The organism is Pantoea vagans, assembly GCF_001506165.1.
GTDB classification, from domain to species: Bacteria; Pseudomonadota; Gammaproteobacteria; order Enterobacterales; family Enterobacteriaceae; genus Pantoea; species Pantoea vagans_C.
Genome location: NZ_CP011427.1, coordinates 480,807 through 502,279 on the forward strand (window position 1 = coordinate 480,807; position 21,473 = coordinate 502,279).

Annotated in this window: 22 protein-coding genes and 1 tRNA gene; 5 read left to right on the forward strand and 18 right to left on the reverse strand. The window is 53.4% G+C overall.

All coding sequences use genetic code 11. The annotated features are described in order from the left end of the window. The first annotated feature begins 1 nt into the window (after position 1). A complete protein-coding gene (deoD, locus tag LK04_RS02275) occupies positions 2-715 on the forward strand; it encodes a purine-nucleoside phosphorylase (protein ID WP_039327047.1) in 714 nt (237 codons plus the stop codon). 253 nt (positions 716-968) lie between these two features. Beyond that, entirely contained in the window at positions 969-2,846 is a 1,878-nt protein-coding gene (gene mrdA, locus LK04_RS02280) for a penicillin-binding protein 2 (protein ID WP_039327050.1), read from the forward strand. Positions 2,847-2,905: 59 nt separating this feature from the next. On the opposite strand, the gene LK04_RS02285 is transcribed toward mrdA, so the two are convergent. The 5 genes from LK04_RS02285 to LK04_RS02305 all read right to left on the reverse strand — a co-directional run bounded on the left by LK04_RS02285 (position 2,906) and on the right by LK04_RS02305 (position 7,257). After that, positions 2,906-3,616 (reverse strand): GGDEF domain-containing protein, encoded by a 711-nt coding sequence (locus tag LK04_RS02285; RefSeq protein WP_081998037.1) that lies wholly within the window; start codon positions 3,614-3,616, stop codon positions 2,906-2,908. Beyond that, entirely contained in the window at positions 3,613-3,999 is a 387-nt protein-coding gene (locus LK04_RS02290) for a DUF1987 domain-containing protein (RefSeq protein WP_039327053.1), read from the reverse strand. Before LK04_RS02290 ends, LK04_RS02285 begins: the two co-directional genes overlap by 4 nt. 7 nt (positions 4,000-4,006) lie before the next feature. Beyond that, a complete protein-coding gene (locus LK04_RS02295) occupies positions 4,007-4,558 on the reverse strand; it encodes a SiaB family protein kinase (protein ID WP_052205854.1) in 552 nt (183 codons plus the stop codon). A 10-nt stretch (positions 4,559-4,568) separates the two neighbouring features. Further along, the gene (locus LK04_RS02300; RefSeq protein ID WP_039327059.1) at positions 4,569-5,792 is read right to left on the reverse strand and encodes a SpoIIE family protein phosphatase; all 1,224 of its coding nucleotides are present in this window, start codon (positions 5,790-5,792) and stop codon (positions 4,569-4,571) included. A 139-nt stretch (positions 5,793-5,931) separates the two neighbouring features. Beyond that, positions 5,932-7,257 (reverse strand): methyl-accepting chemotaxis protein, encoded by a 1,326-nt coding sequence (locus tag LK04_RS02305; RefSeq protein ID WP_039327062.1) that lies wholly within the window; start codon positions 7,255-7,257, stop codon positions 5,932-5,934. Positions 7,258-7,451: 194 nt separating this feature from the next. Here LK04_RS02305 and LK04_RS02310 point away from each other — a divergent pair. Continuing rightward, positions 7,452-7,527 (forward strand) — tRNA-Phe (locus LK04_RS02310). Between the two features lie 63 nt (positions 7,528-7,590). On the opposite strand, the gene LK04_RS02315 is transcribed toward LK04_RS02310, so the two are convergent. Then, on the reverse strand, positions 7,591-7,923 hold the full coding sequence (locus tag LK04_RS02315; RefSeq protein ID WP_052205856.1) for a MerR family transcriptional regulator: 333 nt from the start codon (positions 7,921-7,923) through the stop codon (positions 7,591-7,593). Positions 7,924-7,996: 73 nt separating this feature from the next. On the opposite strand from LK04_RS02315, the gene LK04_RS02320 reads away from it, so the two are divergent. Continuing rightward, a complete protein-coding gene (locus LK04_RS02320) occupies positions 7,997-8,377 on the forward strand; it encodes an EthD domain-containing protein (RefSeq protein ID WP_039327065.1) in 381 nt (126 codons plus the stop codon). 9 nt (positions 8,378-8,386) lie between these two features. On the opposite strand, the gene LK04_RS02325 is transcribed toward LK04_RS02320, so the two are convergent. From LK04_RS02325 to LK04_RS02350, 6 genes are all read right to left on the reverse strand, one after another. Continuing rightward, positions 8,387-10,429, reverse strand: a complete 2,043-nt coding sequence (locus LK04_RS02325; protein ID WP_039327068.1) for a pyridoxamine 5'-phosphate oxidase family protein — start codon at positions 10,427-10,429, stop codon at positions 8,387-8,389. 10 nt (positions 10,430-10,439) lie between these two features. Then, positions 10,440-11,057 carry a glutathione S-transferase family protein gene (locus LK04_RS02330; protein WP_039327071.1) on the reverse strand — a complete coding sequence of 206 codons (618 nt, stop codon included), beginning with the start codon at positions 11,055-11,057 and terminating at the stop codon, positions 10,440-10,442. 163 nt (positions 11,058-11,220) lie between these two features. Beyond that, positions 11,221-12,573: a PTS cellobiose transporter subunit IIC gene (gene celB / locus LK04_RS02335; RefSeq protein WP_039327073.1), complete on the reverse strand. Its 1,353-nt coding sequence runs from the start codon at positions 12,571-12,573 to the stop codon at positions 11,221-11,223. Between the two features lie 87 nt (positions 12,574-12,660). Continuing rightward, positions 12,661-13,977, reverse strand: coding sequence for a 6-phospho-beta-glucosidase (locus tag LK04_RS02340; protein WP_039327076.1), 1,317 nt, complete (start codon positions 13,975-13,977; stop codon positions 12,661-12,663). Then, positions 13,970-14,311, reverse strand: coding sequence for a PTS lactose/cellobiose transporter subunit IIA (locus LK04_RS02345; protein ID WP_039327079.1), 342 nt, complete (start codon positions 14,309-14,311; stop codon positions 13,970-13,972). The genes LK04_RS02340 and LK04_RS02345 overlap by 8 nt, the downstream gene beginning before the upstream one ends. A gap of 61 nt (positions 14,312-14,372) precedes the next feature. Next, complete coding sequence (locus tag LK04_RS02350; protein ID WP_039327081.1) at positions 14,373-14,678, reverse strand: PTS sugar transporter subunit IIB; 306 nt, start codon at positions 14,676-14,678, stop codon at positions 14,373-14,375. Positions 14,679-14,970: 292 nt separating this feature from the next. Here LK04_RS02350 and LK04_RS02355 point away from each other — a divergent pair, with 292 nt between their 5' ends. Further along, the gene (locus LK04_RS02355) at positions 14,971-15,969 is read left to right on the forward strand and encodes a MurR/RpiR family transcriptional regulator (protein ID WP_052205858.1); all 999 of its coding nucleotides are present in this window, start codon (positions 14,971-14,973) and stop codon (positions 15,967-15,969) included. Here LK04_RS02355 and LK04_RS02360 read toward each other — a convergent pair. The 6 genes from LK04_RS02360 to LK04_RS02380 are packed head-to-tail and all read right to left on the reverse strand — an operon-like array spanning position 15,950 to position 21,472. Beyond that, entirely contained in the window at positions 15,950-16,489 is a 540-nt protein-coding gene (locus LK04_RS02360; protein ID WP_039327083.1) for a fimbrial protein, read from the reverse strand. The genes LK04_RS02355 and LK04_RS02360 overlap by 20 nt on opposite strands. Positions 16,490-16,497: 8 nt before the next feature. Further along, the gene (locus LK04_RS19965) at positions 16,498-16,983 is read right to left on the reverse strand and encodes a fimbrial protein (RefSeq protein ID WP_071885718.1); all 486 of its coding nucleotides are present in this window, start codon (positions 16,981-16,983) and stop codon (positions 16,498-16,500) included. A gap of 9 nt (positions 16,984-16,992) precedes the next feature. Beyond that, positions 16,993-17,505: a fimbrial protein gene (locus LK04_RS02365; RefSeq protein WP_081998038.1), complete on the reverse strand. Its 513-nt coding sequence runs from the start codon at positions 17,503-17,505 to the stop codon at positions 16,993-16,995. After that, positions 17,498-18,118, reverse strand: coding sequence for a fimbrial protein (locus tag LK04_RS02370; RefSeq protein ID WP_156138026.1), 621 nt, complete (start codon positions 18,116-18,118; stop codon positions 17,498-17,500). Before LK04_RS02370 ends, LK04_RS02365 begins: the two co-directional genes overlap by 8 nt. Before the next feature lie 16 nt (positions 18,119-18,134). Further along, positions 18,135-18,911 carry a fimbria/pilus periplasmic chaperone gene (locus LK04_RS02375; RefSeq protein ID WP_039327310.1) on the reverse strand — a complete coding sequence of 259 codons (777 nt, stop codon included), beginning with the start codon at positions 18,909-18,911 and terminating at the stop codon, positions 18,135-18,137. Positions 18,912-18,949: 38 nt separating this feature from the next. After that, entirely contained in the window at positions 18,950-21,472 is a 2,523-nt protein-coding gene (locus tag LK04_RS02380) for an outer membrane usher protein (RefSeq protein ID WP_052205863.1), read from the reverse strand. Position 21,473: the final 1 nt, after the last annotated feature.

The following is a 21,473-nucleotide window of genomic DNA, read 5'->3' on the forward strand; positions in this document are numbered from 1 at the left end:
CATGGCAACGCCTCATATTAATGCAGAAATGGGTGATTTCGCAGACGTCGTACTGATGCCGGGCGATCCGCTGCGCGCGAAGCACATCGCAGAAACCTTCCTGGAAGATGCGGTTGAAGTGAACAACGTGCGCGGCATGCTGGGTTACACCGGGACGTACAAAGGCCGTAAGATTTCAGTGATGGGTCACGGTATGGGCATTCCTTCTTGCTCAATCTACACCAAAGAGCTGATCACCGATTTCGGCGTGAAAAAAATCATCCGTGTTGGCTCCTGCGGCGCGGTGCGTGAAGATGTGAAACTGCGTGATGTGGTGATTGGTCTGGGTGCCTGCACCGATTCCAAAGTGAACCGTATGCGTTTCAAGGATCACGATTTCGCGGCGATTGCCGATTTCGATATGGTGCGCAACGCGGTTGACGCGGCAAAAGCACTGGGTGTCGATGCTCGCGTGGGTAACATCTTCTCCGCTGATCTGTTCTACACGCCAGATCCGCAGATGTTCGACGTGATGGAAAAGTACGGCATTCTGGGCGTGGAGATGGAAGCGGCCGGTATTTACGGTGTGGCAGCAGAGTTCGGTGCTAAAGCGCTGACTATCTGTACGGTGTCGGACCATATCCGTACCCATGAGCAGACCACTGCGGCAGAGCGCCAGACCACCTTCAACGATATGATTAAGATCGCGCTGGAGTCGGTGCTGCTGGGAGACTGATTAGACATATCTCCCTCACCCTAGCTCTCTCCCGCAAGCGGGAGAGAGCACGGTTCGAAGAAGGTATCAAAAGTGTGCGGTTTGCTCCCTCTCTCGCTTGCGGGAGAGGGCCGGGGTGAGGGCGTCAAACCGCACTATCTAGTCCGCCGTAAACATCTGACACACTTTTACCCAAGCTTGTGCATCTTCCTGCTGGCTCTAAAGCCATCTCTGCTTATCATTAGCGTGATAACAAAGAGACTAAGCCCCCCTGATGAATTTCCGTAATTTCGAAGCTGAAGAGAAACTGTTTGTCCGCCGTGCGCTTGTCGCTTTTGCTCTGGTCGTCATCTGCTTCATCATTCTTGGCGTCAACCTGTATCGTATTCAGGTGGATCAGCACAGCTATTATCAGACGCGATCCAACGAAAACGACATCAAAATGATCCCCATCGCACCCACGCGCGGGCTGATCTACGATCGCAACGGCATTCCGCTGGTGCGCAATGTCACTTGGTACGACATCCTCATCACGCCTTACAAAATCGCCAACATGCAGGAAACGCTTAAAGCGCTGACGCCGATTGTCGATTTGACGCCAGAAGAGATCGAAACCTTTGAGCATGAGTTGAAACAGAACAGCCGTTATAAGCCGGTAGAGTTGAAAGGCGAACTCACTGACGAAGAGGTGGCGCGTTTTTCCGTTAACCAGTTCCGCTATACCGGCGTCACCATCGATACCTATCAAGACCGTGAATACCCTTACGGTGCCGATCTGGCGCACGTGGTCGGCTATGTTTCCAAGATCAACGACAACGATTTCAAACGCCTGAACGCGGAAGGCGTGGGCGAAAACTACGCGGCGGACCATAACATCGGCAAGCAGGGCATCGAAGGCTATTACGAATCGCTGCTGCATGGCAAAACTGGCTATCAGGAAGTGGAAGTCGATAACCACGGCCGCATCGTGCGCGTGCTGAAAGAAGTGCCGCCCGTCGCCGGACAAAACATCTACCTTACGCTGGATCTGCATTTGCAGCAGTATGTGGAGAGCCAGTTGGCCGGACAGCGAGCAGCGGCATTGATTGAGGACCCGCGCGATGGCAGCGTGTTAGCGATGGTGTCCGCGCCGAGCTACGATCCCAACCCGTTTGTGAAAGGCATCAGTTATAAAGCCTACAAAACGCTGCTGCAGGACAAAAACCTGCCGCTGATCAACCGCGTCACTCAAGGTCTCTATCCACCAGCCTCCACGGTGAAACCCTATATGGCGATGTCGGCGTTATTAAGCAAAGTCATCACCCCGACCACGACGTTCTTCGGGGCACCGACCTGGACCTTGCCAGGGACCGATCGTAAATACCGTGACTGGAAAAAATCGGGCCATGGCATGTTGGATGTTACCCGCGCCATTGAAGAATCCGCGGATACGTTCTTCTATCAGGTGGCGTTTATGATGGGCATCGACCGCATTCACACCATGCTGAGCCAGTTTGGTTACGGCAAACCTACCGGTATCGACCTGAATGAAGAGTACGCGGGCCTGTTGCCAAGCCGCGAGTGGAAGCAGAAAGTGCACAAGCGTGCCTGGTATCAAGGGGATACGGTGTCCGTGGGTATCGGGCAAGGCTACTGGATCGCCACGCCGATTCAGATGGTGAAAGCGTTGGTGGCACTGCTTAACAATGGCCGCGTCATTAACCCGCATCTGCTGGAGAAATCACAGCGCGGTACTGTGCAGCAACCTTATCAACCGAAAGAGCCGCAGCCACAAATTGGCGATCCAAAATCGCCGTACTGGTCGCTGGTGCGTCATGCGATGTTTGGTATGGCAAATGCGCCAAATGGTACAGGTTATAAGTACTTCCATACCGCGCCTTACGGCATTGCGGCGAAGTCCGGGACCTCTCAGGTCTTCAGCCTGAAACAGAACCAGGTGTATAACGCCAAGATGATTCCCACGCGCCTGCGTGACCACATTTTCTATACCGCTTTTGCACCCTTTGATGCGCCGAAAGTGGCGGTGGCGTTAATTCTGGAAAACGGGGGAAGTGAAGGGGTGACGGCGGCTCCGCTGATGCGCAATATCCTTGACCATATCTTCCTGCCGCCAGCGACCGATCCCCCAATGCAAACGGCGCAGAAAAATTAGCGAGCGATTGGCCTGTAGGGTGCGGCCTTCAGGCCGCCCGTCGCAGCGAACGCTGTTATTTAACGGAAAAACACCCGATTACGGCCATGGTTCTTGGCATCGTATAACGCGGCATCGGCATTGTTATACAGGGTTTCAAAATCGGAACCCGGTTTGCCGTAGCTCACGCCGAGGCTGGCTGTCACCAATTGCCCTGGCAGTACCGCCAGCGGTGAAGCATTAAGGGATGCGTGAATCGCGCCCGCCACGATCACCGCATCTGAGAGGCGATAGTGAGGCAGCAGCACGGTAAACTCTTCGCCACCAATGCGGCCAATGCTGGCATCTTCCGGGCAATGGTTCTGAATACGTGATACCAGCCCACAAATCACTTTATCGCCCATCGGATGGCCGAACTCGTCGTTAATCTTCTTGAAGTGATCAATATCCAAAATGATCAGTGCCGCCGGGCCATTGCTCAATGTATTGGTAATACGCTGAATGATGGCACCGCGGTTCCACACCGCCGTCAACGGGTCGTGGGTGGCTTTGTACTCCAGCTCTTGCGCCAACTGCTGCAACTGCTCATTTACGCGGTTGAGTTCTCGCTCGGCGCGATCGCTGCGTGAGATCATGCGATAGGTTTCACGCATCAGGCGCTGATAATGGCGATTCACCATTTGCAGCGCATCACGGTAATCTTCCGCGCTCAGCGCGCTTTGTGCCGCAACATCCTGTGAACGAGTCAGTACCTCGCTCTCTTCGCGAAACAGCTCGTTCAGATCCATCATGACGCCATTTCCGCTCGCAGATTGACCTGCAAATCGGTGAAGTCCAGCGCCAGCTCCTGACCGAACTCTTCAGAGACATCATCTTCTTCATCGAAGAACCAGTTCAGCTCCACCGTCTGGCCTTTTTGCGCTAACTGGTTGAACAGGTCGAACAGGCTGAACAGCATCTTGGTGCTGGAGCTGTTGAAGTAGCGCAGTGCGATGTTGACCTCTACCTGACCGCCTTGCTCGGGCTGCCAGTTTTCCAGGGCATCCAGCAGGGGACGATAAAAGGCCGCGGCATTTTCGGGCCAGGACTCTCCGCGCAGGGCGAACTGGCTGGTTTCGAAATCAAAATTGACGTCGGGGGTGCTTTCTGTGGCAGCAATAACAAGGTTTTGCATAGCAAAATCAATCCTGGTGAATGGTGGCTTTCAGCCAAAACGTGGCGTAACCGCTGGACTCCAACGGACGCAGTTCATACTCCAGCGGTTCGCTGACGTCACGTGCCAACGTCAGTAAACCTATGTTGGCCCCTTTGCTTGTCGCAGGGCTCTCAGCACGCAGACCTACCCGGTATGCCTGTTTGATCTCTTCATTACTCATCGTGCGCAGCAAATCCAGCCAGTAACGTAACTGCTCGCAGGCGACTTCATCCACCTGGTTGCTGCTCTCCAGCACATAGTTGTCACCCTCAACGTGCAGGGTAACGGTGCCAAAGCGAAAATCCTGTTCGGCATAACTCATGCTGCGACTGTCCTGCGAGTAGCGCAGGATGTTCTGTACGATTTCAACAAAACTGGAGAACAAGCGGCGACGGACTTTGACGGGCGCTTGCTGGTTCTCCAAAAAGACCTTGATCACCTCGCCCATGGCGGTGATGTTCTGCGGCGAGAAAAAGCCAGTATAGTGCAGCGCAACACTTTTGGGTGGCACGTTGCTAAGGGTTGAACCTGAGTTCATACGGTGCTCATTAATAACGGAAGCCAAACCAGGTGACGTCATCGCGTCGCGGCTGGTTGCCTTGCCAGTTGAGAAATTCCCGCTCAAATGTTGCTGATAGTTCAGCCATCGGCAGGGTTTGATATTGTGAAACCAGCGTCTGAATGCGCTTTTTGCCAAACATAATATGACGTTCGCCGCCGGGCTGATCGGTAACGCCATCGGTCATCACCAGCAGCATGTCGCCGGGGCTGAGCGTGCGTTGATGCTGAGGCCAGACATAATCCTGCGGCGTATCGGTATAACCCACCCCCACACGATCGGCCTTCAGCGATTCTGCATCGCCCTCGGCAGGGTGCAACAGCGCATGCATACGTGCACTGGACCAGCTGAGTTGATGTTGTTGTGTATCGAGCCGCAGCGCGATGGCATCACAGCCGTCATTGGATAAGGATGTTTGCTGTGAAGCATTGAGCTGGCCTAAGGTTTGCTTGATATGTCGATTCAACGATTGCAGCAGATCGGACGGTGCACGACGATTTTTCTGCAGGGCGTTTTCCAATGCCGATTGCAGGATCACCGTCATAAAGGCACCCGGAATGCCATGGCCGGTACAGTCGGCAATCAATGCCAGCCAGCCTTGTTCATCCTGATGAAACGCATAGTAATCGCCGCCTACGCCATCGCGCGGCTGCCAGTGCAGGCACCAGTCATTAAGCTGCTGTGCCATTTGCTGTTTAGAACGATCGAGCATCGCGTCCTGAATCACGCGCGCGTAGTCAATGCTCTGCAAAATCTGCTGATGCTGCTGCGCCTGTAAATCCGAGACGGTGCGGATCAGATCGATACCCAAGCCGATGCCAATATAGCGGCCCTGCTCAGTGAGAATGAAGCCATCGGTAACCGATTTATCGCCGCTGGCCACCACCTGTTGTGCCACCTGATCAAGCTCGGTATCGGCATCAATCACCAGTGGCTCTTTATCCATAAAGGCGATGCAGCTTTTGCGGTCGTAGAGTTCGCGGAAGAAGGGGCGCGTCATCTGCGACAGGAAAATATGGCGGTTAATCATGCCGAACGGCGTGCCGTTTTCGACCACCGGCAGACCAATCAAATCTTTGTGTTCAGTAAACAACGCCATCACCGCGGTATTGTCGATGGCTGGACTCACAAACGGGACTTCAATGCACAGCGAACGCGCACGGGAGCGGCTCGACAAGGAGGCTAATCCTGCGCGTAAATCAGGCAACTGCATGGGAGTATTCTGGCGTTGGTTAGGAATTATCCTAGATTACTGCAATGCTATGACACTTTTATGTCATCAGCTTTGAACGTAGGGTGCGGCTCGCAGGCCGCACCCTACAAAACGTGGCGTGCACGTCGGTAGGCGCGGTTTATTGTTCTTCTTTTAATGCCTCAGCCACATGGCTGATAGCGCGTACCACTTCACTGGAGCTGCCGCGAATCTCGGAAATCACGCCACCGGCTTCTTTGGCAAGAACGACACCATGATCGGCGCGTTTCAGGTTCGATTCGATGCCTTTCAGCGCTTTTTCCGCCAGCATATGGTTCTGCTGCACCATGTTCTCAATCTCGGTGGTTGCGCGGTTAATGTTAGCTGCCAGCGTACGCACCTCGTTAGCGACCACGGCAAAGCTACGGCCATGCTGACCGGCGCGGGCGGCTTCCACCGCTGCGTTGAGCGCTAACAGGTTGGTTTGATCGGCAATGCGGCGGATGCTCTCGACAATCGCACCGATGCGATCGGAAGACTTGCTCAGATTGTTGATATCACCGGAGATGCCATGCAGCTCGCCCGCCAACTCATTGATGGTCTGCACGCTGTTTTCGATCACCGTGGCACCGAGTCGGGTGCTTTCGCTGGTTTGCAGCGCGGTTTGATAGGCCTGCTGCGCGGCCTCACGCTCAAGTTGGTTCTTCTCGACCTGTGCGGTGACATCGGTGGCAAACTTCACCACTTTGTATAGTTCGCCGGCTTCATTAAATACCGGGTTATAGGTCGCACGGAGCCACACAGTGCGACCCAACTTATTTACACGCTCAAACTGTCCTGAGATGTATTCGCCCTGGTTCAGTTTGTGCCAGAAGCGGCGATACTCTTCACTGTTACGCATCTCAGGCGGACAGAACTGGCTGTGGTGTACGCCAACCACCTCGCTGGCGCGATAGCCCATGGTTTTGAGGAAGTTGTCATTGGTCATCAACACTTCGCCTTTAAGGTTGAAGGCGATAACCGCCATCGAACGCTCAATGGCGGTGGTCATGGCGCGCTGTTCTTGTGCATCAATGATGCGTGCGGTGATATCACTCGCCAGCTTCACGATCTTGATCACCCGACCGCTGCGATCCTGCACCGGCACATAGTTGGCTTCGAGCCAGATAGGGCGGCTGTGTTTTGCCACGCGCAGGAATTTATCGCTGAATCCTTCGCCGCGATTTAAGCGGCGCCAGAAGTCGCGATACTGCGGCGAGTGAATCAAATCCTCAGTACAGAACATGCTGTGATGCTGGCCGACAATTTCCGGCAGCGTATAGCCCATGCGCTCAAGGAAAAGCTCATTGGCGCTGATAATCTTGCCTTCCGGTGAAAATTCGATCATCGCAATCGCATCCTGCAACGAGTTGAGCGTTGCGCTGCTATTGCCGCGTTTCTGCCACGCAAGACGCGACAGGATTCCCGATGTAATCGTGCTAAACATGGTGGACCTTATAATTGGTATTTGTCGTCAAATCGGTTATCGGCGGACGCGGTTAAAAATTCACCGCCAAAGTTGGTAGTTGCAGAATTTTTTTACCGAATGGTCTGAAGGTTGCTGTAAAAGCCAGCAGTCAGCGGGTTTTTGCAGAAAAGCGTTTGACGGTGCGGCCTGAGTAGGGTTTAATGCGCCCCGTTGCCCGGATAGCTCAGTCGGTAGAGCAGGGGATTGAAAATCCCCGTGTCCGTGGTTCGATTCCGCGTCCGGGCACCAACATTCTGAAAACCCAGCCTTATGGCTGGGTTTTTGCTTTTCAGAGATCGCATCCACCCCTCATCATTGAACAAGTAGATGCTGTAGTAATTCACGGCTCTTATTCAAATCATCAAACTGTCTTTCAATCTGCTGAAGCTGATCCTGAATTTTGTTTTTCAGCGCATCGCAGGGGGCAGTTCCTGAGTTCACGCAGTTGAGCAAGCCGATGATGGTCGGCAACGTAAAGCCCGCCCGGTTCAGCACTAATATTCGCTCCACTCGCGAAACATCATCGACCGTATAGCGCCGATATCCGGTCTCTGTTCGTTCTGGAACAAGTAACCCCGCCTCTTCGTAATAGCGCAGCATACGAATGCTCACACCGGTTAACGTGGCCAGCTTTCCTATTTGCATAATGTCCCTCTTGACCCTGACAGCACTGTCAGAGTGTAGGCTTTGAGCTTCATAGTGAAAAGGAGTAAAGAAGATGTTGAAGCTAATCATGTGCGCAAAGAGAAACCCCGCAATTTCACGTGAGGAATTCGATCATCACTGGCGCAATGTTCATGCGCCACTGGTTCGCAAGCATGCGGAATTGTTAGGTATACGGCGCTACATCCAGACGGTGCCCTATGCCAACCCGGAGGCGCAAGATGCTTTACAGAAAACGCGCGGGACTTTAGCCGTCGATTTTGATGGCTGCGCGGAATTGTGGTGGGATGATTTACCTTCGCATCTCGCGGCCCGAAAAACGGAACAGGGTTTGGCGGCATTACGTGAGTTAATAGAAGATGAGCGCAAATTCGTGGATCTTGAAAACTCTCAGCTTTGGTATGGTGAAGAGAGAAGTATTATCCCGTTGTTATGATTTTGCGCTTCATAAATCCAACTGAATCGCCTCTATCTCGCCATCCTGCTGCGCCGGAACCGCGCAGCAGATCAAAACCTCATCCTCTGCCACTTTGGCACTCGGTCGCGTTTTATAGGTTACGGCACCTTTAAGCAGTCGGGTTTTGCAACTGCCGCAGTGGCCCTCGCGACAGCTGTATTCCGGGCTCAATCCGCGCGCTTCAGCTAACTCCAGCAGTGAACCGCTTTGCGGCGTCCAGCGGGCTTCTTTTAAAGACGACATAAATTTGATTGGTACAGCGCTGTTTGCCACGGGCGACAATAGCGTTGCAGGCTCATCGTTATCGGTGTGGCGTACCAGTGATGACGGCCCAAAAGCCTCGGCGTGAATACGTTGATCGGCAATGTTGTAGCTGCGCAGCCCGTCATACAGCGCCTGCGTGAACGGCGGCGGGCCGCACAAGTAAAAGTCGTAATCGTTGAACGGCAGCACTTGGGAGAGTAGGGCCATATCGATGCGTCCGGCAACATCGTAATCAAAACCCGCTTCTGCATCCTCGGTGTGACTCAGCACGCGTATCAGCCTGAACCCACCTTGCGCAGCCGCCAGCAGCGTATCTAACTCGCGCGCAAAAGGACGTTCGGCCTTGTTGCGTGCCGACTGGATAAAGTAAGTGGGACGCATGCGCTGTTTGCGGCGCCCTTCAAAAACCAAGTGGCGCAGCATCGCCAGCATCGGTGTGATGCCGACGCCTGCCGCCAGCATAACCGCGGGACGCGTCTCGCTGGCATCAATGGTGAAATCGCCAGCGGGGGCGCGGGTTTCAAGGCGATCGCCCACTTGCAGATGATCGTGCAGGTAGTTTGAGACCACGCCATCACGCTTCACACTGATGCGGTAAAAACCGTCCGATGGCGCGACCGATAAGGTGTAGTGGCGAATCAGCGGTTTCTCTGTGTCGGGCAAGGTCACGCGAATCGGCAGATGTTGTCCGGCCAGATGCGGCAATAAACCCGCGCCATCATCTGGCATCAGATGGAAGGATCGAATCGAGGCGCTCTCATCGACAATTTTCGTCACTTTGAATGGACGCCAGCGCTGGGCCAGTTCGCTGGCGCGTAACTGGTTGGCGGCAGATTGCCAGTCGCCGGTCATCTCAGAGGCGGGTGAAATGCCCCCCGGATCGCTGTGCCAGCGCAAGGCCAACGCCGCTCGACGGCGCACAATTCGGCGAGCGCGAAAGGTCCATAGCCGCTCGGCACCCTGGAAGGCGGCAATTTCTGGCGAATCAAGGATGACGCGGGCATCGCCGGTGATTTGCAGCGTATCGCCGCTGTGATAATCCACAAACAGCAACCCGGCTTTACCATTCTGATGGATATTACCGAGCGTGGAGAAGAACAGGTTGCCGTTAAAATCAGGGATGGTCAGCAGACCATCGTCATCGACCCGCACAAAGCCCGGTTTGCCGCCGCGATGTGAGACATCTACTTGCTGGTCCGCGTAGGTGGCGACGTAAAACGTATCGGCGGTGGCGATGGTGGTGCGTGCCTCCGCATCCAGTGCGTTCAACTCTTCGACATCATCGCTAGAAGGCTCGTCAGGCTGGCGAGCAAAACGATAATCACGCAGTTGGATGTAACGCGGACAGTTACCAAAACTCTGTGTGACCTGCACCCGTAGCCCTCCGCCGATGGTGCTCAATACCCCATTCATGCGGTTACGGCGGCGTGTATGCAGTTCAATGCCGAGCAGACCAACTGATGCGCCATCCGTGATGCCCGCCGCAGCCGGATCGCGGGCGTCCGGCTGCGCTTCAATATCTAGCGTGGTGGCGTTGGGCGAGAAAATAAATCCGGCTCGGCCTTCCAGCAGCGTGGCCCAGGCATCGCCTTGTGCGTCAACGCTGCCCAGCACGATAAACGGCAGCTGTGCATAGAAGTCGCGATGCTGATCGGGCATGAAATCGCGAATCACACGCTGGCCGACCTCGGCCATGCGCTCCGCTACACCTGCCTGCTGTTGCAGGGCTATTTCACCTGCATGCCATACCGAACGTTTCTCGCCCATGATGACTCACTCACGCGATGCTGCGCAGACCGGCAGCCGTTTGGGGGAAGGGGACAAAACCGGGTAATGCTTCGATGCGGCGCAGCAGCGCATTCACCGCCGGATAACCCGAGAGATCCACATTGCCCTCCGGTGCACCGATGAGATAGCTGTACTGCGCAACGTCCGCGACAGTGGGATGATCGCCGACCAGCCAGTCGCGTCCGGTCAGATGCTGCTCCATCAGCGCCAAAATCGCATGTGCGCGGGCGATGACTTCATCCGGGTTGAAGGGGCGGCCAAATACGGTGATCAAGCGCGCCGCGCAGGGGCCGTAAGCCAGTTCACCCGCTGCTACCGATAACCAGCGCTGCACTTGTGCCGCACCCAATGCATCTTCTGGCAGCCATTCGTGGCGGCCCGATTTCTTCGCCAGATAGACCAGAATGGCGTTGGAGTCGGAGATATAAACACCTTCATCTTCCAGCACCGGCACCTGGCCGAACGGATTCATGGCGAGGAAAGCAGGCATTTTGTGTTCGCCGCCTTTGAGGTCCACATCGATAACCTCGTGTGGCAAGCCAAGCAGTGACAGGAACAGGCGCGCACGATGCGCATGGCCAGAGAGTGGGAAGTGGTAGAGTTTCATCAGCGATATCCTTTAGTGGTGGCCGGGGCGATCCCGAACCTTGTCTAAAGGTTGTCACAGCCTGTGGCACGGCAGAATAGCCGGGTTTGCAAAGTCATTATTGCGGAAACTGGAAGAATAGGGATGTGAGGCAGGGCGGCCAGCAGGCCACCCTACAGATATGTTATGAAACCACCGGGTTGCCGGCCACAGCCTGCGCCTGCTGTTCGCTTTGCTGCTCTTCGCGATGTTTCAGGCGATCCCAGATGCGGAAGAACGGATAGTAGATCACCATTGAGATAGCCAGATTCACCACTTGCAGCACCGTACCGGAGATATGGCCGCCCGTGGCTAAATAGCCACTGACAAAAATCGGAGTGGTAAACGGCAGGGCGATGCCGGCGGGTGGCGCGACCAATCCGGTGGTCATTGCCGCCCAGGAAACGATCACCAGCACCACGGGCGTCAGGATAAAAGGCAGGAACAGGTACGGGTTCATCACCAGCGGGAGGCCAAACACCAGTGGCTCGCTGATGTTGAACAGGGCTGCCGGTCCGGCAATTTTACCCAGTTGCTTCATCTGACGGCTGTGTGAACGGATCAGCATGAAAATCACCAACCCCAATAGCGCCCCGGTGCCGCCGGGTGCAATCCACAAATCATAAAACTGCTGCGTGAAGATGTGCGGAATCGGCTGGTTATGCTGAAACGCCTCAAGGTTTTCGCTCATGTTGGAGAGCCATACCGGCTGGATAAACACCAGCACAATCGCATCGCCATGCAGGCCCAGGGTCCAGAGGATACCAATCAGCAGCACCGAGAAAATCATGCCCGGCAGCGTGCCGCCCACGTGATGCATCGGCAGCCCAATCACCGTGGCGATCAGATTATTAATATCGCCAAAAGGTGAGGCTTCCACGGCCAGACGGATCAGCAGCACCACCGCCAGCACACAGAAACCCGGCACCAGCGCGAGAAAGGATTTCGCCACCGCAGGGGGAACGCCTTCCGGCATCTTGATCACCAGATTGCGGCTGTGGACGAAGCGATAGATCTCCGTCGACATCAGCGCAATCACAATCGCCACGAACAGGCCCTGGCTACCAATCATCGAGATCGGCAGTACGCCGGTCACCAGCTGTGCGGGCGCATTTTCAACCGGGGCGAACAGCGTCTGCTGTGGAATGGTCATCACAAAGGCGACTAACGCCATTGCGCCGCTGGTGAGCGGGTCCAGCGTGCGGTACTTCTCCGCCAGACGATAGGCGATACCGAAGCTGGAGATTAGCGCCATGATGTCGTAGGTGGCACGTACCGGATAGAGCAGTTTGTTGCGCCAGCTATCACCAAACAGATCCGCCATCAGATGGCCCCATGCCGGGATGGGCAGGTAAGCGAAGATCAGGAAGAAACTGCCAATCAGCATAAAGGGCATGTTGAGAATGATGCCGTCGCGCACCGAGAGCACATGCTTCTGGCCAGCGACTTTCAGCGCTGCGGGCAACACATAACGTTCAATAAAAGTTCGGTTGGACACAGGGCCTCCTCAGGCTCAATGGCACAACAATATAATGGGCTCGGTAGCGGCGCGATTCATCGCGCAATAAATTGCGCCGCTACGGCATTACGCGTGATGGGTGAACTGGGGTAACCACGGCTTATTCAACGTCAACACCTCTGCCAGCAGGGCTTCCGCCGTGGCAACATCACCGACTAATGGGTTGCCCAACAGCGCCAGCAGCGCCTGATGGCGATCGCCGTGCACTGCTGCTTCGATGGTCAGGCGTTCAAAGGCTTTGATTTGCTGCGTCAGGCCATTCATCAGCGGCGGCAGTTCACCAAACATCAGCGGATGCGCGCCTTGGGCATCCACCAGGCAATTGACCTCCACCACCGCATCATCCGGCAGGCCATGGATCGCGCCGTTATTACGGCAGTTCACCACCAGATTCTTGCCGCTGTTGTTATGAATCGCGCTGATCAGCTCAACGGCCACTTCGGAGTAATAAGCGCCGCCGCGGAAGCTTAACTGCTCCGGTTTGTGCGCCAGATGCGGGTCGGCATAGAGTTCAAACAGCTCTGCTTCCACCTTCATCACTTGCTCTGCGCGCGTACCCTCATGGCCGTTTTGCGCTTTTTGCTGCTCTTCGGCCAGCATCTGGGGTGTCTGCCAGTAGTAGCGATGATAAGGGCAGGGAATGGCATTAAGCGCGCGCAGGAACGTCGGCGACCACGGCATATCCTTGATATTGTTCATGGTAAGCGACTGGCCGTCACAGAGTTGTTCAATCACCTGTGCAGTGACATCTTCGCCCCGACAGGTGACCTGATGCACCCACACCAGATGGTTCAGCCCGGCAAAGCGCAGCTGCACCTCATCCCGCGGGGCGTTGAGCATGCCAGCAATCATATGATGCATATTCACCGGCACGTTACACAGTCCGATAATTTTGGCGTTGCTGTAGCGCGATACCGCTTCCGTCACGATGCCTGCGGGATTGGTGAAGTTGATGATAAAGGCATCGGGAGCCAGCTCTTCCACTTTACGCGCGACGTTCAGCATCACCGGAATGGTGCGCAGTGCTTTGGCAAAACCGCCGACGCCGGTGGTCTCCTGGCCGAGACGGCCATATTTCAGACCCAGGCGTTCATCGGCGGCACGCGCTGCCAGTTGGCCTACGCGCAATTGTGTCAGCACAAAGCGGGCACCGCGAATGGCATCGTCGAGTTCAAAGTGGACGCTGACTTTAACCTGCTCTAAACCACTCTTCTGCAGCATCCGGCGCGTGAGATCGGCGATGATATTCACCTTTTCGCGTCCCGACTCGACATCCACCAACGCCAGCTCCGTGACCGGCAGTTGTGCGTAACGATTGATAATCCCTTCAACCAGCTCCGGTGAGTAGCTGCTGCCACCACCAATAATCGCCATCTTAAGCATCGGTTCCTCCTGCCGCAGTGCGGCGGTAGAGTTCTATGATTTCGCCCGCCAGATCCTGAATTAACATGGCGTTCATCAAGTGATCCTGGGCATGTACCAAAATCAGGGTGACCGCGAGTTTGCCGCTGCCTTCATCAAGACCAATTAACGCGGTTTGCTGATGATGCGCACCGTTGATGCTCGCTTTCGCAGAGGCTAATTGCTGTTCAGCGGCAGCAAACTTGCCCTCACGCGCCAGTCGCAGTGCGCTGAGCGCTGCACTGCGGGCTGCTCCAGCCTGAACCAGCAGCAACATGATTTGCTCTTCAAAATCGATAACCACGTCTTCGGACATGCAGAATCCCCCACAGCACAGGGCCGTGTTTCAATCAGTAGAGTTGGGTAAAACGGGTGAGTTAAGCGGTGTGCAACGCCAGGGCTTTATCCAGCACCTGCTCGCCACGCATCATGCCGTAATCCATCATGTCGATGACGGCGACAGCTTTACCTTGCGGCGTCGCGATGGCGGTTAGCCGGGCAGCTTCAAACTGCACCTGTGGGCCGAGCAGCACCACATCGGCATCGGGTAGGATGCGTTCAAATTCCGCCACTGGCACCGCTTTGATATCAATCGCCAGTCCGCGGCCTTGAGCGGCACTCTGCATTTTGGTGACCAGCATGCTGGTGGACATCCCTGCTGCACAGCAAAGTACGATACGCATATGATTTCCTCCTGTGATTTGTCGGGGCCATTTAAGACCCGTCTCGGTGGTGCTGTAAATACCCTCTGGACAGACGATTTTCTGATGAATGTGAGATAAGTCATTAATAATCAGTGAATTGAATTATCTTTGTTTGTGAAAATATTTTTCATGAGTGTGATCGGTGCTTTAATTTATCGTTAATAAGCGCTGTTTTAAGCAGGGTAAAGACGTAATCAGATGAAAAAAAACTCACATTGAAAAATATTTTCATGCATGATGAGTGTTCGCAAATTGAGGATGTGGTGAGCGAATGGATATTGTCTGGCAACTGCGACAGCAGTCGGCACGGGTGGATGCACCGGAATCTAGGCTGGCGCGTTTTATTCTGGATAACTTGCACGTCAGCGCGCAGGCCACGATGGAAAGTCTGGCTACCCAAGCGGGCGTCAGTCCTGAAGTGCTGCGTCGTTTTGCCGCCTCTGCTGGCTGTCGCGATCTTGATGATTTTCTACACCAGGTGCGTAAAGCTGGCCAGCAGCAGGAAGGCGCATTCATCGAGGTGATCCGCCAGCGGCAGCCGTCACTGAGCCAGCAGGAAAATCGTGTGGCACTGGCCATCCTTAACGATATGGCGTTTGCCGCATCCGCCACTATTGAGCAACTGGCCGGACGCGCCGAAGTCAGCGCTGCCACCATCACCCGATTTGCGCGTTCGGTGGGCTGTGAAGATATCCGCGATTTGCGCATGCGTCTGGCGCGCGCCAGTTCGGTGCCATCAGCGCGCCGTGCACAAAACATTCCACAGCTTGAGACGATTCATCAGGCACTGGCACAGCAGTGGTCGCTGGCTGAAGGGTTAACCTGGGAGCGTGCTGCGCTTATGCTTCGGAATGCCCGAAGTGTGTTATTGATTGGGGCCGCAGGACAGACCACACCGCTGGTAGCAGAAGTTCACCAGCGACTTACAACGGCAGGACTGGCACTGGCATGGATTCAGGACGACAACCTGCTGCGTATGACGCTGAGCCGCTTACAGCCGGATGATTTACTGTTAATCCTCGCGCCAGATACGGTGAACAGCAGCGTGCTGAGTGCGGTACACCATGCACACATCCAGAAAACAGCGGTGATTGCGATCTGCCCAGCAGCGCTGGATCTGGCGAACCAGGCAGATGTTTGGCTGCCGCTGCCGGAAAATCAAAGCGCGCGTAGCTATGGCATTCTTTGCGCGCTAGACCGATTAGAAACGGCACTGGCATCGCCGCAAGACAATGCTGCACCAACGCAGGTCAAAGATAATTCAGGATAAATGTCGTAGTGGCCGTGAATTGTCCATGGCCAATCCGACGATTTAGGATGGCATCGGGTTCGCCCTGCATATAAGCCTGGAATGCTAGCACCATATTGCCGGTCTGCAGTGCTCTTACAGGCGCAGGCTTATTGATGCTGATAGTAGAACCGTCCAGACCCTCAATGCCAATCGCAACGCCACTGGCAATGCTACCTGCATCAAGGCGTAATAATCCCGGTAAAGCCGTATTTTCAATACCTTGAAAGGTAATCTCGACCTCTTTAACAACACTGACATCGCAATCTTCTAAATGAATCAGTAAAGGCCGACTTGGCGTGCGGGAAAAGCGATAGAGATATTTATCTATGACTTCTCCAAAATCGAGTTTTATTAACTCATCGCCCGGTCGTATAACACAGGGTGCATCGACGAGGCTACCGCGCATAATAAGATTTTCCGCTGCGTTGACCGCAGAAGGAGAGAGGAAACCAAAGGTCCACACGAACAGGAAACCTAACAATGTAATAGTTTTCTTCATCAAGAGTCCTATTGATAGTCTGCAATGATTGTGGCTCGTGATGTAAAGGCCCCCGAAGAAGGCAATGATGCCGGATTAGCCACAGGGACAACCGTTAAAGTAGGAGGCCGTAAAAGGTTGATGGCAATATATTGGTTTATACGGAGCGGGGAGCCATCTTGTTCAACTCTAATTCCTAACCCACTCTGATTAGTGACAACAGCGGTGTTATCAAAGCTTGAAGGTGTTCCTTGTACACTCAGTCGCACACTTCCCGTTCCCGTGCAATTTACTGAATAGGGCACGGGGCGACGATATTTATCCCCATCGATGGAACGAATGATTAAGGTGTCGAAATCAATCTCGATTAGCCCACCATTATTTATTTCACAGGGAATAGATTCTACAAGTGTTCCCTTAAAACTGACATTTGTGGCTTGTGCCAATGGAAGCGTGATAAATGAACAAGCCAGTATTATTGCCTTTTGTCCGTTAAGACGTTTTACGTGTCTCATTATTCTTCCCTATTGATACTCAACCAGCAATGTTGATGTTGCTGTAAAAGCCCCGCCCGTGACAGTGCCGCTGCGATTTTTAACCAGCACAGCACTTAATGCCGGGCGTGCAGGATCGGTGAAATTGTGCCAACTATTTACCGCCATTTTTGTACCGTTGCTTTTTAACTCAATAGCGAGATTGGCTTTGCTGGTGCTAAGCACTGTTGTGTCAAAAGAGGCCCCCCCTCCGCGCAACTGCATTTTCAATGATTTTGATGTGGCTGAAGAACAGTCAAGTACATAAGGTATTGGGCGTTCATAAATACGGCTATCAATGCGTGAAATGATAATGTCATTGCCAAAGTCTATTGGGATATCTCTATTGCCGTTTACGATGCAGGGTGCCGATAAAACTTTAACCTTCACCGTGGCAATGGTCGAAAATGCCTGTACATAACCGGGAAAAGGCATAAAGGCGAGTAGCGTCGCCATTATGCAGATTAGGGCATCTTTTCTTTTCCTTGAGGATGAATTAATCATAGTTCAACCTGAAGTTCACAGTGGCAAAATAGCTTCCGGCACGGAGATTATTGTGCGTGCGTTCCGGAGCAATGTAATAAATGACGACATGACTTGCTGGTGTGATGAGTAGTGGTTTGCCGCGCTGCCCGAGTGTGACGTTATTTCGCAACGCGTCTTTTATACGCAGCCCAATACCTTCTACACCGTGAGTTTTAATTAATTGCGGATTAGCAATGTCCTCAATCCCGGTGAAGGTGAAGGAAGCGGCTGGCTGGCTGGCGCTCCAGGTCAGATTGCCTTTTACATCGCGATTGGCCGATGAGGTACGTAGGCAGTCATGCAAGTAGAGGGCAACGGGAACAAGGTTACCTGTATCGCCGGGATTCTGCAGTTTACCTGTGGCGATATTGCCCAAAGAGACTGATTGATCAGCCGAACGCATATCTAACCGGCAGGCGCTTTCGGTCAAGGTGCCGTGGGCACGGATAACCCCATAGTTGCCATCGACCAGACCATCAGTAAAGCCGGCTTGCGCCATTGAGGAAAAGAGGATTGCGCAAGATATTAATGCTGAACCTTGCATCTTACGCATTCCAGAGGCTGAACGTGCTGCAATGACGATTATTTTCATTTCATCATTTCCCTGATTATTTTGGCGTTGCACGTTTACTGGTATCTACGGTGCAAGTATTTCCGCTGCATTTAAAGGTTAAGGCTGTTTGGCCGCCGTAATCATTAACGTAAACCAGCACGGGCGTCTGCCCTAAAGCTGCTGTGCTGCCGCCCATCGCCGCCTGACTTTTCGGTGCGATCATCAGTGCTTCAAATCCTTTAATCACGTCGCCCTCTTTTTTGGCGCTCGCACCAATCAAGGTGACGTAATAAGGTGTCGGATTTACAATAGTATATTTATCACCACTTTTACTGAGGGTGATTTTTTCCTGGAATGGTAATGCTTGCTGTGCAGCCGCGGCTTCTGCTAATGCCGCAGGGCGATAAAACACTTTAATACGTGTTTGCAGGGCAATCTGCAATACATTGGGTTTGTCACTTTTAGGTGGGATCTCTCTCAGATTGAAATAAAAAAGAGACTCTCGATCCTGTGGTAATTTTTTAAATGCCTCAGAAGAGGTGAGTGCCTGAATTTTTACCTGACTTTCAGCTCGGGGTTCAATACGTTGTACCGGCGGTACGACCGTCAACGGATTGTTATTATCCAGTTTTTCACCTTGTTCATCTTCAAGCCATCCTTGAGCCAGATAAGGCAATTCAGTGTTTTGGTTACTTACGGTCAAACTTACTGATTTCTCTGACCCGGGGAATACGACACGTGTTCTGTCCAATGAAATGGCGGCAGAAACAGAATGGGCAATAAAGCTCAATGTCGTGGCGGCGAAGATGTTCACTAATGTTTTTCTTTTCATCATTGACCTACAGAGTCTCATCATTGGAGTGTGTTTATTTATGACGTTACGATTGTTTCGCAAGGAAGTAGTAAATTATTCATCATGTTGTCCGGTAAAGTGTTCGGCAGGGAAATTTCGCATTGTTCCGCATTATTCCAACGTACTGTCATGGTATCACCGGCATTAATTCCGCTCAGATAGACACGGCCATAATCATTAACAATGCCGGTTTCCTGTTTTTTTGTATTCAGTACGATGGCACCAAACGGCGGCGAACTGCCATCAGCCAGACGGATGACCGCCATGGCTTTTTCACCGGAAATGACGTTGAAGTTACGATAGCCAATCGCCCCCTCGGTCAGCGTACCCTGTGCCACCGATTGGCTGGCTTCGACATTGTCTGCCAGTTTATCGATGTTGATTCGCACGCTGTTGCGATAGTAGCTGCTGATATCACTCACCACCGCTTTACCGAAACGGTTGGTATAAACGGGGTTACCGTAACTGCCGACAGGCACACCGGCAACGCCATCGGTGTCAACTAACATCCTTGTGCCGCCCAGGATATTAGTGCGATGTAATGCACCGCCTTTAGTGGTGAGTGTTGCGCCGCCTTGCAGGGCAACGCCTAATGCGCTGTGTTGGCCCTCGCGATAGCTTGCCGAGCTGTTGACCTTAGCCAGGGTGCCGTTATGGGTATAGTAGCCACTCAGATCGGCGCCCTGACGTGCAACACCTGCACTCACCTGATAGGAGTCAGCATCGTCCAGCCGACTGTAATAACTCGCACTTTGACGGTTATCTCCTTTGGTATAGGAACCGTTGTAACTTACCGTTCCGGATTCGCCCCACGGTAATGACAGTGACATGTACATGCCGTCATCATTGGTGTTATTCAATTTGTTACGATAAGCCGTAAGTGAGAGGCTAAGATTTCTGAAGCGGCCAAGATCGAAATAACGGGAAAGCGATAAGTCATAACGATCGTTGGCTGGTTGGTTCCAGAATGTCTGATGGTTGTAATTGACATACGCGGTCAGATTGAGCGATTCAAATTGCTGATTCAGAGAGAGGGTATACATCTCTTTGCTGCGCCCGGTGGTGATATCGCCATCCCGTGAATCCAGATATTCGGCCATGGAGCGAAAGCCGCTATCGGAAAAGCGATAACCGGCGAACGTCACCTGACTCCCTGTTTGCTCAAAGCGTTTGGCGTAACTCAGGCGGTAAGATCCGCCGCGCTGGGTATCCCGGCTCGGGATTTTAGCCTGCGACATCGTTACATCTGAGGATAGAGCGCCAAAAGCCAATAGATCACGACCCACCCCCACGGAAAAAGCGTTGTAATCTTCCCCGCCCATGCCTCCACCATAGAGTGACCAGCCATTGCTGATGCCCCATGAAAGCTCGCTGGCAGCGAACACCGGCCCATCAACACGATGCTTCCAGTCCGATGGTTTCCCCACGGCGGTTTTAAAACGCACTTGTCCCGGCCGGGTGAGATACGGAATGGTGGCGGTGCTCACTTGGTACTGCTTAACACTGCCGTCCTGCTCTTCAATGCGTACATCAAGATTGCCAGACACCGCACTATCGAGATCCTGAATACGGTAAGGACCCGCAGCTACCTGCACCTCTTTGATGATACGCCCTTGCTGGCTGATGATGATTTTGGCATTGCTGTTCGCCACACCGCTGACTTCCGGTGCGTAGCCGCGCAAATTAGGGGGCAACATGTTGTCATCAGATACCAGACTGAGTCCGGTAAATCGGAAGCTGTCGAAGATTGCCGAGTTGAGGTAATCCTCGCCCATAATGAATTTCGCGCCGATCTTACTTAGCGCGCGATAAGCGTAAAACCTGCTCCAATCCCAGGAGCGGGTATTCGCCTCGTGATGGCTACCGTTGCGAAGATCGTAACGAGTTTGCCAATCGGCACGTACCCGCCAGGCATCAAAGTTCGCGCCGCTGGTACCGTTACCGGATAAGTTGGTTGCGCTACCGCCGCCCGCCCCCTTTTGCTGCAGGGTTTGCAGGTTGAGATTGTAGTCAAAGAGTGCACCTGTGATGCCCTCTTCCCAACGAGCAGGTGGATCCCAATAGGGACTGCTGTACTCTAAATAAGCTTGCGGGATACTAATGAACAGCGCTGATTTTCCTAAATCACCGCGTACTTCCATGCCTTTAATGCTTTCCAGTTTGAGGCACTGTTGGTTATGCCACCATGAGAGGTCAGTTAAGGCTGATTCCTTCAGGCCTAACTGAGACACCATCTCTGGCGTAATGCAGGCCACAGTTTGATTGGCGTCATCTTCTGCTGGGTAGAAGTGAACCTGGCGTTCAGGCAGCGTGTTCGCATTAAGATTAATGCCCAGGGTATAAGTACCCGGCAAAATAAAACCTTTACGTGAAAACTGGCTCAAATCGATATTGCTGCGATCACTAAGATCAAGCACATCTGTGTTGAACTGCACATCACTGACAGCAAGGGATGAAGATAATTTCCCGATGAATAATGTTGTCCCCACTACGAAGACAAAAATGAGATAACCTATATGGCGAGGAAGGCATTTCAGCATG